This window comes from Pseudomonas sp. Tul2A7, assembly GCF_054790505.1.
In genome coordinates this window covers 2,981,313-2,993,966 of record NZ_CP186499.1, presented here as the reverse complement: position 1 = coordinate 2,993,966, position 12,654 = coordinate 2,981,313, and the positions used below count along the sequence as shown (strand labels likewise).

Below are 12,654 nucleotides of genomic sequence, written 5' to 3'. Positions count from 1 at the left end.
CTTCCCGCCCCGAAAAAATCAGCGCGCAGTATGGCGCAGTTGGCATCAACGCAAAACTTCGCCGACGATCGACACCGACAACCGCCATATTCCTCACGCTGCTGGTATGATGCGCGGCTTTTTCCGGCCCACCACAATTTTCCAGGCGCTTGCGACGGTCTGTGCTTTGCTGTTGAGGTCGATACATTCACGGCGCCACGCGCGCCACGGGGAGCAGACATGCTGGAAAGGCTGTTTCAACTCAAGGCACACAACACCAACGTGCGCACCGAGATTCTTGCGGGCATCACGACGTTCCTGGCCATGGCCTACATTCTGTTCGTCAACCCGAGCATTCTCGGCGAGACCGGCATGGACAAGGGCGCGGTGTTCGTCGCCACCTGTCTGGCAGCCGCCATCGGCTCGACGGTGATGGGCCTGATCGCCAACTACCCGATCGCCCTCGCACCGGGCATGGGTCTGAACGCCTTCTTCACCTACACCGTGGTCCTGCACATGGGCCACACGTGGCAAGTGGCGCTGGGCGCGGTGTTCATTTCGGCGGTGCTGTTTTTCCTGCTGTCGATCTTCCGTATCCGTGAATGGATCATCAACAGTATCCCGCTGCCGCTGCGCTCGGCGATTGCTGCCGGTATCGGCCTGTTCCTCGCGCTGATCGCCCTGCACAACGCCGGCATCGTCGTCAGCAATCCGGCGACCATGGTCGGCCTCGGTGACCTGAAACAACCTGCGCCGATTCTTGCCACCCTCGGTTTCGCCCTGATCGTCGCCCTCGAAGCGCTGAAAGTGCGCGGTGCGGTGCTGATCGGCATTCTGGCCGTGACTATCGTGTCCATCGCCATGGGCTTCACCCCATTCGGCGGCGTCACCTCGATGCCACCATCGCTGGCCCCGACCTTCCTGCAACTGGACATCAAAGGCGCACTGGACATCGGTCTGGTCAGCGTGATCTTCGCCTTCCTGTTCGTCGACCTGTTCGACAACTCCGGCACCCTGATCGGCGTCGCCAAGCGCGCCGGCCTGATGGGCAAGGACGGTCACATGCCGAAAATGGGTCGCGCGCTGATCGCCGACAGCAGCGCGGCCATGGCCGGTTCGTTGCTGGGCACTTCGACCACCACCAGTTACATCGAATCGGCTGCCGGCGTCAGTGCTGGCGGGCGTACCGGTCTGACGGCCATTGTCGTGGCGATTCTGTTCCTGCTGGCGTTGTTCTTCTCGCCACTGGCGGCCAGCGTTCCGGCCTTCGCCACCGCGCCAGCACTGCTGTTTGTCGCCGTGTTGATGACTTCAGGCCTGGCGGAAATAGACTGGGACGACATCACCGTCGCCGCACCGGTTGTGGTCACCACGTTGGCCATGCCATTCACTTACTCGATCGCCAACGGCATCGCGTTCGGCTTCATCTCCTGGACCGCGATCAAGCTGCTGTCGGGCCGTGCACGTGAGCTGAACCCGGCGCTGGTGATTCTGTCGATTCTGTTCGTGATCAAGTTGGGTTGGTTCAACGCATGACTTTCGATTCCCAGGCTTACGCCGAGCAACTTCAAGCCAAGGTCACGCGCTTGCGTGATCTGCTGGCGCCGTTCGATGCCCCCGAGCCGACCGTGTTCGACTCGCCATTGCAGAACTTCCGTCTGCGCGCCGAATTCCGCCTGTGGCGCGAAGGCGGCGAGCGGCATTACGCGATGTTCTCCCAGGACGACAAACGCACGCCGATCCTCATCGAAGAATTCCCGATTGCCAGCCTGCGCATCAATCAGTTGATGCCGCAGTTGAAGGCGGCGTGGCAGGCCAGTTCGGCGCTGAGCCACAAGCTGTTTCAGGTGGAGTTTCTGACCACCCTGTCCGGCGATGCGATGATCACCCTTTGCTATCACCGTCCGCTGGACGAACACTGGCACGCGGCAGCCACCAAGCTATCGGCGGATCTCGGCGTCAGCATCATCGGTCGCTCGAAAGGTAAACGCGAAGTGCTTGGCCTCGATTACGTGGTCGAGAAACTTGAAGTCGGCGGTCGCACTTTCAGCTATCGCCAGCCGGAAGGCGCGTTCACTCAGCCTAACGGCACGGTGAACCGGAAGATGCTCAACTGGGCGTACGAGGCATTGGGCGATCGCACGGACGATCTGCTGGAGCTGTACTGCGGCAACGGCAACTTCACCCTGCCGCTCGCCACGCGCGTGCGCAAAGTCCTGGCCACCGAAATCAGCAAGACCTCGGTCAACGCTGCATTGAGCAACCTCAGCGAAAACGCTGTGGACAACGTCACTCTGGTGCGTTTGTCCGCCGAAGAACTGACCGAAGCGCTCAACGAAGTGCGCCCTTTCCGTCGCCTGCAAGGCATCGACCTGAAGAGCTACGAGTTCGGCAGCGTCTTCGTCGACCCGCCGCGCGCCGGCATGGACCCGGACACCTGCGAGCTGACCCGCCGCTTCGACAATATCCTGTACATCTCCTGCAACCCGGAAACCCTGGCGGCGAACATCGCCCAGTTGCACGACACGCACCGTATTACCAAATGCGCGTTGTTCGACCAGTTCCCGTGGACGCATCACATGGAATCGGGTGTGTTGCTGACCCGGCGTTGATTACGGGACAGCAGATACGAAAAAGCCGTCGTGATTGACGGCTTTTTTGTGGGCGCTCATTTGTTTGTGCGATCACCGAACATAAAACACCAAGGCCATTTTTGTTCAATTGACCCATGTAACCATCTAGTACATTTTATCTCCACAGGCTGAAATCCTCGGCCAAAGCCAAAAACAATAAGTGGAGTTACCCCTCATGCCCCCTATCGTTCTGGTGCTCAACGGCCCGAACCTGAACCTGCTCGGCACTCGCGAGCCGGCGACTTACGGCCACGAAACCCTGGCGGACATCTCGGCGTTGTGCGGTCGCGCCGGCGAAGAACTCGGCCTGGCCGTGGAGTTTCGCCAGACCAACCACGAAGGCGAACTGCTCGACTGGATTCACGCGGCCCGTGGCCGTTGCGCCGGGATCGTGATCAATCCGGCGGCTTGGACACATACCTCCGTAGCAATTCGCGATGCACTGGTTGCCAGTGAATTGCCGGTGATCGAAGTGCACCTGTCCAACGTGCACGCCCGCGAGCCGTTTCGTCATCACTCGTTCGTCTCGGCGATTGCCACGGCGGTAATGGCCGGGTTTGGCAGTCATGGCTATCGCCTGGCACTGGAACATTTCAGCCAGCGGCTGAAGGGGTAAACCGCATGTCTCGCTCTAATGTAATACTCGCCGGGCTGATCGGCGCCGGCATTCAGGCTTCGCGCACGCCGGCACTGCATGAGCACGAAGGTGATGCCCAGGGTCTGCGTTATCTGTATCGACTGATCGATCTCGATCAACTGAAAATGGACAGCACCGCCCTCTCCGACCTGCTGCTGGCGGCCGAGCGGATGAACTACACCGGGCTGAACATCACCTTCCCGTGCAAGCAGGCAATCATCCCGCTGCTCGATGAGTTGTCGCCGGAAGCCAAAGGCATCGGCGCGGTGAATACCGTGGTGCTGAAGGACGGCAAACGTGTCGGTCACAACACTGACTGCCTTGGATTCGCCGAGGGTTTTCGTCGGGGTCTGAAAGACGCCGCCCGCGAGCGCGTAGTCCAGATGGGCGCCGGTGGCGCCGGTGCGGCAGTGGCCCACGCATTATTGAGCGAAGGCGTACAGCAACTGACTATTTTCGATGTCGACAGTGAGCGCGCCGAGAGCCTGGCGAATAATCTCAATCAACATTTTGGCGTTGGTCGTGCGGTGGCCGGCCGGGATCTGCCGAGTACGCTGAATCAGGCCGACGGCTTGGTCAATACCACGCCGATGGGCATGGCCAAACTGCCGGGCATGCCGGTGCCGGTCGAGCTGCTGCGCAAGGAATTGTGGGTGGCCGAGATTGTGTATTTCCCGCTGGAAACCGAACTGCTGCGCAATGCCCGCGCGCTGGGTTGCCGGACGCTGGACGGCGGCAATATGGCGGTGTTTCAGGCGGTGAAGGCGTTTGAATTGTTCAGCGGCGTGGTGCCGGATGCGCAGCGGATGCTCGCGCATTTTCAAAGCATGAATAGTTAACACTGTAGGAGTGAGCCTGCTCGCGATGGCGTCCTGTCAGCCAACACATTAGTTGCCTGACACACCGCCATCGCGAGCAGGCTCACTCCTACAGGGGTTCTGTGTCAGGCTTGCAGATAACGCAACACCGACTCGCAAATCATCTCGCGATGACGTTGCTTGACGCTTTCATCCGGCAGATCGATCTGAAAAATCTCGCCAAATGTGTGCCGGTTCGACACGCGATAGAAGCAGAACGAACTGATCAGCAAATGCACATCCAGCGCGTCCAGCCCAGTGCGGAATACACCCTCTTCAGCGCCGCGACGCAGAATCTCACCGAGCGAATCGAGGATGGTGTTGTTCATCGCCTTGATTGCATCGGAACGCTTTACGTATTCAGCGTTGTGGATATTTTCAATGCTGACGATGCGCACGAAATCGACGTTGCGGTCGTGGTGATCGAAGGTGAACTCGACCAATCGGCGAATCGCTTCCACTGGCGCCAGCTCGGCCAGGTGCAAACGGTTTTCGGTGCTGCGGATATCACCGTAAAGCTTCTCCAGCACCTCGACGTACAACTGCTCCTTACTGCCGAAGTAGTAATAGATCATGCGTTTGGAGGTGTGGATACGCTCGGCAATTGCGTCGACGCGAGCGCCGGACAAGCCTTGCTGGACGAACTCGACGATCGCCTCCTGCAGGATGTTCTCGCGGGTCTTTTCCGGGTTGTTCTTGCGACTCTTGCGCGGCTCTACAGCGGAAACTTCAGAAGCTGCGGAAAGTTCTGTATTCATCGTCATTGCGGGCTCACGGCCATCACTGCACAGGCGGCGATTATGGGCCGCACAGCACAGTGAAGGAAGCTGCGGGACCTGTGTTTAATCCCGCGTTTACGAATTTCCTACAACTTCGCCTGGCGCACTGCACCACTGCGTGATTTGGCCATGGCCGCCAGACGCACCGCGACGTTAGCCGCGCCGTAACCGGCATAGCCGTTTTTGCGCTGAATGATCTCGAAGAAGAAACGCCCTTCGAACGGCTCGGTGTAGACGTGGAACAGCTCGCCACCCTGCGCATCACGGTCGTACAAGACGTTGTAATACGCCAGTTCGCTGAGGAATTCGTCGTCGAAATCGAAGCGCGCAGCAAGGTCGTCGTAATAGTTCAGCGGGATATCCAGCAATGGCACGCCGGCTTCTTTGGCGCGGCTGACTTCGGCGAAGATGTCGTCACAATCGAAGGCGATGTGGTGCACACCGGAGCCGCGATAACTCGACAGCGCGTGGGAGATGGCGGTGTTGCGGTTCTCGGAGATGTTCAGCGGCAAACGGATCGAACTGTCGCGGCTACGCAAGGCGCGGCTCTTCACCAGACCATACGGATCAGGCAGCACCACTTCATCGTCCGCCTCGAAATCCAGCAGACTCTTATAGAACAGCACCCAACTGTCGAGGCTGTCGGCCGGCAACGCCATGGCCATGTGATCGATACGCTTGAGACCGCCACGGGCCGGCGCGTCGGCCAGCAAATTGAAATCGGTGCCGTAGACATCAGCCTGTTCATCCACCAGATAAATCAGGCTGCCGTCCGGCGCGCGCACTGCCGCCAGTTCCAGTTCATTGGGGCCGACCAGTCCGCGATAGGGCTGACCTTTGTAGGCGACGGCGCGTGCCAGTGCACTGGCGCTGTCCTTGACCCGCACAGCGGTGGCGCACAGCGACGGGCCGTGAGCCTCGAAAAAGCTGTGAGCAAACGAATACGGTTCAGAGTTGAGGATCAGATTGATGTCGCCCTGACGCAGCAGACTCACGCTCTTGGAGCGGTGCTGCCCGGCCTTGACGAAACCGAGGCGTTCCAGCCAGTTCGACAGCTTGGCGCCGAGGCTTTCATCGACGGCAAACTCAAGAAACTCGATGCCGTTGTACTCGCTGGCCTTCGGCGTTTCGAAGAGAATTTCGCGGTTGGCCACAGGTTTGGTTTCCTGCTCAAGACGCTGACGGGTCTTCTCTTCCAGATACAGCAGCGAGCGCAAACCGTCGGCGGCATTGGCCCGTGGCGGTGCGGCGCGGAAGCCGTCGTTGAAGATTTCCAGCGACAGCGGTCCGGTGTAACCGCTTTGAATGATCGGCGCGAGGAACCCCGGCAAATCGAATTCGCCCTGCCCCGGGAAACAGCGGAAGTGCCGGCTCCACTCCAACACGTCCATCTGCAGGATCGGTGCATCAGCCATTTGTACGAAGAAGATCTTCTCGCCCGGAATGTCGGCGATAGCGCTAGGATCGCCCTTCAACGACAAGGTGTGAAAGCTGTCGAGCAAGACGCCGAGGCTCGGGTGATCGGCTTGGCGCACGATGTCCCAGACCTGTTGATAAGTGTTGACGTGACGGCCCCAGGCGAGCGCTTCGTAACCAATGCGCAAGCCGCGCGCGCCAGCGTGCTCGGCCAACAGGCGCAGATCATCGACTAGAATTTGCTGATCGCCGACGCTGTCGGCCGAGGCGTTACTGCAGACCAATACCAGGTCGGTACCCAGTTCCTGCATCAGGTCGAACTTGCGCTCGGCCCGCTCGAGATTGCGCGCGAGGCGATCGCGGCGGCAGCCTTCGAAATCGCGGAACGGCTGAAACAGGGTGATGGCGATGCCGAGATCGGCGCACATCTGTTTAATTTCCCGCGGACTGCCGTCGTAGTACAGGAGGTCGTTTTCGAAAATCTCCACCCCGTCGAACCCGGCGGCGGCAATGGCTTCGAGTTTTTCCGGCAGGGTGCCGCTCAAGGAAACGGTGGCAATGGAACGCTGCATGTTTCAACTCCCGGACTGCGCCGCTTTATCTTTACTGTAGGAGCCGCCGAAGGCTGCGATCGTTTGATCTTTATTCGTGAAAACAGAACCAAAAGATCGCAGCCTGCGGCAGCTCCTACATGGGATGGTTTTTATAGTAGGGAAATTATTGGCTGCATCGATCGCGGCAGCAATTTAAAGTGTACTACCCGGTTAGTTTTGCGTGCGATTATCGAACACAATGGCGGTTTGGCGAATTGACGATTTTTCGTCCACTGCCCAACATCGACTGCACATTGAGTCCGGATCTGAACCGCCGGTCGCAGCGTGCAAGTAAAAAGCACACCAAATAACAAATCCAAAAACGGGTGGAACACATGATTCCTTCACAGACTTCCCGCATGGCTCCGGCCATGAGCACTGCCACGGGTGGCATCGGCGACAAGATCCGCGGCGCCATGGCTGTCGGCAAGACCCGTTGGGGCATGCTGGCGCTGGTGTTTTTCGCCACTACCCTGAACTACATCGACCGCGCCGCCCTCGGCGTCATGCAGCCAATCCTCGCCAAGGAAATGAGCTGGACGGCGATGGATTACGCCAACATCAACTTCTGGTTTCAGGTCGGCTACGCGATCGGTTTCGTCCTGCAAGGACGCTTGATCGACCGGGTCGGCGTCAAACGCGTGTTCTTCTGCGCCGTGCTGCTGTGGAGCCTGGCCACTGGTGCCCACGGTCTGGCGACGTCGGCCGTTGGCTTTATGGTCTGCCGATTTATTCTCGGTCTGACTGAAGCGGCGAACTACCCGGCCTGCGTGAAAACCACACGCCTGTGGTTCCCGGCCGGCGAACGTGCAGTCGCCACCGGCATCTTCAACGCCGGCACCAACGTCGGCGCGATGTTCACGCCGATGCTGCTGCCGCTGGTCCTGCATGTCTGGGGCTGGCAAGCGGCGTTCCTGTGCATGGCGGCACTGGGCGGTATCTGGTTGCTGTTCTGGGGCTTGAAATACTTCAACCCGGAAGATCATCCGAGCGTTAAACAATCCGAACTGGACTACATCCAGCAAGAAGTCGAACCGGAACAGGCCCGCGTACCGTTCTCGAAAATCCTGCGCATGCGCGGTACCTGGGCCTTCGCCCTCGCCTACTCGCTGACCGCGCCGGTGTTCTGGTTCTACCTGTACTGGCTGCCGCCGTTCCTCAATCAGCAATACAACCTGGGCATCAACGTCACCCAGATGGGTATTCCGCTGATCATCATCTACGTCACGGCCGACTTCGGCAGCGTCGGTGGCGGCATTCTGTCTTCGTTCCTGATCGGTCGCGGGATGAACTCGATCAAGGCGCGGCTACTGTCGATGTTCCTGTTTGCCTGCTGCATCATCGGCGTGGTCATGGCGGCTGGCTCTGCCAATCTGTGGGTGGCGGTGGCTGCGATTTCTCTGGCGATCGGCGCGCACCAGGCGTGGACGGCGAACATCTGGAGCCTGGTGATGGACTACACGCCCAAGCACATGATGAGCACGGTGTTCGGTTTCGGCGGCATGTGCGCAGCGATTGGCGGGATGTTCATGACCCAGATCGTCGGCCACATCCTCACCGTGACCAACAACAACTACACCGTGTTGTTCACGCTGATTCCGGCGATGTATTTCATTGCGCTGACGTGGATGTACTTCATGGCACCGCGCAAGATTCCTACCGTTACCGAATAATCTGCCTACACAACGCGACCTGTAGGAGTGAGCCTGCTCGCGATAGCGGTGTATCAGTCGATGAAGATGGTGACTGATAAAAAGCCATCGCGAGCAGGCTCACTCCTACAAGGGAAGATCGGTTTCTTCAACGACGGCTCTGCTGCCACGCCGCCGCCAGCCCGCTGCAACAGATCACCGCAATGCCGATCACCGTCAACAAACTCGGCGTGTGATTGAACAGCAGCCAACCCAACAACCCCGCAAACACGATCTGGCAATAACCGAACGGCGCCAGCAGTGCCGGCGCGGCATGGCGGAACGCCTGGGTCAGAAACAAATGCGCGGTCATCCCGCAACTGCCCAGCGCCAGCATCAACCCGGCATGGGTCAAGGTCGGCACCTGCCAGAAGAACGGCACCAGCGCACTCATCACCAGCGTGTTGCACAGCCCGGCGAAGAAGTTGCTGGTAGTCGGGCTGTCGACTTCGGCGAGCTTGCGGGTCAGCAACTGATAGAAGCAGAAAAACAGCGCCGAGCAGAACGGCAGCAACACCGCCGGGGTGAACAACTCCCCGCCTGGGTGAACGATGATCAGCACGCCGATAAAGCCGCAGATCACCGCGATCCACTGACCTCGGGTCACTCGTTCCTTGAGCAGCGGCACCGACAATGCGGTCACCAACACTGGCGCAAGAAAGTTGACCGCCGTGGCTTCCGCCAATGGGATATACAGCAGCGCCGTGGTGAAAAACAGGCTGGTACCGAGTAGACAAAGTGCCCGCGTCAGCTGCCATAACGGCTTCTTCGTGCGCAAAACGCGCAACCCGGATTGCGGCAGAAAAATCCCCGCCATCAGCAGTGTGTGCACCAGATAGCGCGCCCACACCACCATCACGATCGGATAGAAACCGGACAGGTATTTCGACAGCGCGTCGTGACTGGAGAACAGGAAAGTTGCCACGACAATCAGCAAGATCCCCTTGAAGGGTTGGTTGACACCGGAGAGCGGGGTGCTGACGGTCATTGGGTTTCCTTGTGTTGCCAAAAAGATCAAAACCTTCGCAGGAAAGTCGCGCCGCCACAGGAACAACACGGTCCCTGTGGCAGCGGGCTTGCCCGCGATAGGTGCGCAGCACCGCTTAAAGCCGCGCCAATAATTCCCGGGTTCTATCGATCGCCATCTGCGCTCGCTGCAATCCGCTCACGCCCTGCTCCAGCAGTTTTACCGTGGGAATTTCCAGACTCAGTGGAATATTAGTCGGCAGCGCTCGCAGCAACCCGAGCAGATCGCAATCACCCTCGCCGGGAAACCGCCGGTCGTTGCGCGCCTGACGCAAGATCTCGGCCATGTCTGACGGCCTCGGCCCCGCGACATCACATAATTGCGCATAACGCAGGCGCGACGCCGGCACTTCAGCCAGATCCTCCAGGCGTGACGCCGAACGATCAAAGTGGAACGCATCCACCAGCACCGCAGCGTTCTCCCGATCAGCGTTCTCGACAATTCGCAGTGCTTGTTCGAGGTTGCGCGCATCGGTCCAGGGCATGAACTCCAGATGCGGATGCAACCCATAATGCGCCGCCAGATCGCAAAGGGCCGCGAAGTGATCGGTAAGCCGCTGCTCGTCAGGATCGTTACCGGCGACGAGTAATTCCGTGGCGCCGAATTCCGCGCCGACCGTAAGAAGTTTCTCAAAATCGGCGACGACGGTTTGTGGCTTCAGACGCAGGATTTCCACGTCGAGCACACGGATGCCGGTATCGCGCAGGCGCTGCAACGTCTGACGCCGCAAATCACCGTCGGCGACCAACGGAAAGTGATATTCCTCAGGAGTCGCTGGCTCCAGACGTAGGCCGACATGGCTGTAACCGGCATGCGCAGCCACTTCGACCATTTGCGGTGGCGACAACTCCAGCACGGTGAGGCTGGCCAGGGACAGGATTCGTTCACTCATGTTCAAGCCTCGATCAGTGCAGGGGTGCAGGCTCGACCGGTGGCGGCGGCCTCGCGTATGGCTTCGACCAGCGCAAGGGTGCGGGCGGCATCGGCCGCACTCACCAGCGGTTCGACTTCACGCCGTGCCACGCGTACGAAATGCTGTAACTGCAAGCGCAAAGCGTCGTCACCGCTGTAGGACTCTTCGACCATCAACAAGGGTTCATGCCAACCGGCGTCGACCTGATCGGCGGCGTAATGCCAGCGCTTGAGCTGCGGGATGCTCAAGGCGCCAGCAGTCCCCGCCAGCAGATAGCACGGCTGATCGGCCTGACGCGGATACACCGGGTTTTCGCCGGAATCCAGCTCCCAACTCCACGGCGCGGCGACCGCGTCGGAACCGCTCAATGTGCCCAGTGTGCCGCCCTCGAATTGCAGCAACACCGCCGCGCTGTCTTCATTGGCAAAACCGCGCACTGAGTTGTCGGTGATCGCTTGTACCGAGCGCACTTCGCCGCACAGATGCCGTAGCAGGTCGAGGTCGTGAATCAGATTGGTCAGCAACATCCCGGCGCCCGGTTCGCGGCGCCATGGGATTTCGAAATAGCTGTCGGGTTTGCGCAACTGGAACAGTGCGGTCACCGTGGTCAGACGCCCGAGCGCCCCGCTCTGCACCAGTTCATGGGCGCGTACGATCAGCGGATTGTGACGCCGATGATGGCCGACCAGCACCGGCACGCCGCTGCTTTTGACCGCCGCGACTAGCTCGCGCGCTTCATCCAGGTGCACCCCGACTGGCTTCTCCAAAAGCACCGGCACACCCGCCGCCAGACAATCGAGCGCGGTGCTGACGTGTTGATTATTCGGATTGGCGACGATGACCGCGTCTGGCCGGATGAGCTCAAGCATCTGACGATGATCGGCGAAATGCCTGACACCCCATTCAGCCGCCAAGGCTGCGGCTTGCGGTCCGGGATCAGCCACGGCGCACAGCGCTGCTTCGTTGAGGGTTTGCAGATGCCGATAATGCTGCTGGCCCATGTTACCGGCGCCGATCAGGGCGATTCGAAGGGGCGAATTCAAGGTGCGGTCCTTTTGTGATTGTTGTTGGAATATCACTCCAGCAACAATTTAGAACCGAGTTCCACAATCAAACACCCATCCATCCCAAAAACGTGCGAACACCGCACAACTTCGTAAACAACAAAAATCCCCTGTAGGAGTGAGCCTGCTCGCGATAGCGGTGTGTCAGCCAACATTGATCCCAGCTGATACACCGCTATCGCGAGCAGGCTCACTCCTACAAGGGAACTGCGTGAATTCGGATTAGATAAACAATTCGGAAGCCAGACTCGCCGCCGACATTTCTTCGGCAAACTTCAGTAACAACGGCGCCAGCTCATGCAACCGCGCCCCCGGCATCCGCGCACTGGGCCCGGCGATACTCAGTACACCAATCACCCGACCATCCGTTGGATGCCTCACCACTGCCGCAATCGCCGAAGTCCCCACTGCCGAACTTTCTTCAACGCAGGCATAACCCTGCTCACGAGCCAGACGCAGCCGTTCCAGCAATTCGATATTTGAACGCGGCGCATTCGGCCCGATCCCCACCGGCACCTCCGCCGCCTGCCGCTCGACCAGTGACAACGCCTCGGCATCACTCATGCACGCCAGCCACGCATGCCCGGAGGCGGTGTAGAACAGCGGCGCATCACGGCCCATGTCCGGGTCATAACGCAGACCGGTACGCGCGCCCTGTGCCTTGGCGATCCAGGTCTGGCGCTCGCCATCGATCACGCCCAAACGCACCAGTTCGCCGGTTTCCTGAGCCAGTCGATCAAGCACCGGCTGGACGATATCGGCACCGCTGCTCGACAAATACTGAAAGCCCATCGCGACCAGTTTGGTCGACAAGTGATAACGCAAGGTTTCCGCATTCTGTCGTACGTAGCCCAAGCGGATCAGCTCGGCGAGCAAGCGGTGCGTCGCGCTTTTGGGGATATCCAATTGCTCGGCCAACGTCTGCATCGGCAGCCCGCGCGGATCACTGGTGAGGCTTTCCAGCACACTGAAAACCCGTTCGATTTGACTGCCAGCCATGGGAACATCCAAAGGAAATTTTGCCGATTCTAGAAGAGATCAGCGGCAAAGCAAAATCTGGAACCG

11 protein-coding genes are annotated in these 12,654 nt (G+C 59.5%); 5 read left to right on the top strand and 6 right to left on the bottom strand.

What is annotated here, in order from left to right:
- The first annotated feature begins 219 nt into the window (after positions 1–219).
- From ACOYXJ_RS13495 to ACOYXJ_RS13480, 4 genes are all read left to right on the top strand, one after another.
- Positions 220–1,515 (top strand): NCS2 family permease, encoded by a 1,296-nt coding sequence (locus ACOYXJ_RS13495; protein ID WP_460369905.1) that lies wholly within the window; start codon positions 220–222, stop codon positions 1,513–1,515.
- Positions 1,512–2,591: a tRNA (uridine(54)-C5)-methyltransferase TrmA gene (gene trmA, locus ACOYXJ_RS13490; protein ID WP_460369903.1), complete on the top strand. Its 1,080-nt coding sequence runs from the start codon at positions 1,512–1,514 to the stop codon at positions 2,589–2,591. Before ACOYXJ_RS13495 ends, trmA begins: the two co-directional genes overlap by 4 nt.
- 196 nt (positions 2,592–2,787) lie before the next feature.
- Positions 2,788–3,228 (top strand): type II 3-dehydroquinate dehydratase, encoded by a 441-nt coding sequence (aroQ, locus tag ACOYXJ_RS13485; RefSeq protein WP_122607869.1) that lies wholly within the window; start codon positions 2,788–2,790, stop codon positions 3,226–3,228.
- A 5-nt stretch (positions 3,229–3,233) separates the two neighbouring features.
- On the top strand, positions 3,234–4,088 hold the full coding sequence (locus tag ACOYXJ_RS13480; protein ID WP_460369901.1) for a shikimate dehydrogenase: 855 nt from the start codon (positions 3,234–3,236) through the stop codon (positions 4,086–4,088).
- A gap of 104 nt (positions 4,089–4,192) precedes the next feature.
- On the opposite strand, the gene ACOYXJ_RS13475 is transcribed toward ACOYXJ_RS13480, so the two are convergent.
- A complete protein-coding gene (locus ACOYXJ_RS13475; protein WP_095121665.1) occupies positions 4,193–4,870 on the bottom strand; it encodes a TetR family transcriptional regulator in 678 nt (225 codons plus the stop codon).
- Positions 4,871–4,971: 101 nt separating this feature from the next.
- A complete protein-coding gene (quiC, locus tag ACOYXJ_RS13470; RefSeq protein ID WP_460369899.1) occupies positions 4,972–6,873 on the bottom strand; it encodes a 3-dehydroshikimate dehydratase QuiC in 1,902 nt (633 codons plus the stop codon).
- A gap of 356 nt (positions 6,874–7,229) precedes the next feature.
- Between quiC and ACOYXJ_RS13465 the strand changes: the two genes are divergently transcribed.
- Complete coding sequence (locus ACOYXJ_RS13465; protein WP_122599766.1) at positions 7,230–8,567, top strand: MFS transporter; 1,338 nt, start codon at positions 7,230–7,232, stop codon at positions 8,565–8,567.
- Positions 8,568–8,694: 127 nt separating this feature from the next.
- On the opposite strand, the gene ACOYXJ_RS13460 is transcribed toward ACOYXJ_RS13465, so the two are convergent.
- The 4 genes from ACOYXJ_RS13460 to ACOYXJ_RS13445 all read right to left on the bottom strand — a co-directional run bounded on the left by ACOYXJ_RS13460 (position 8,695) and on the right by ACOYXJ_RS13445 (position 12,588).
- Positions 8,695–9,573: a DMT family transporter gene (locus tag ACOYXJ_RS13460; RefSeq protein WP_038361795.1), complete on the bottom strand. Its 879-nt coding sequence runs from the start codon at positions 9,571–9,573 to the stop codon at positions 8,695–8,697.
- A gap of 115 nt (positions 9,574–9,688) precedes the next feature.
- Positions 9,689–10,504, bottom strand: coding sequence for a sugar phosphate isomerase/epimerase family protein (locus ACOYXJ_RS13455; RefSeq protein WP_460369896.1), 816 nt, complete (start codon positions 10,502–10,504; stop codon positions 9,689–9,691).
- 2 nt (positions 10,505–10,506) lie between these two features.
- Positions 10,507–11,568, bottom strand: a complete 1,062-nt coding sequence (locus tag ACOYXJ_RS13450; protein ID WP_460369894.1) for a Gfo/Idh/MocA family protein — start codon at positions 11,566–11,568, stop codon at positions 10,507–10,509.
- Positions 11,569–11,811: 243 nt separating this feature from the next.
- On the bottom strand, positions 11,812–12,588 hold the full coding sequence (locus tag ACOYXJ_RS13445; protein ID WP_460369892.1) for an IclR family transcriptional regulator: 777 nt from the start codon (positions 12,586–12,588) through the stop codon (positions 11,812–11,814).
- Positions 12,589–12,654: the final 66 nt, after the last annotated feature.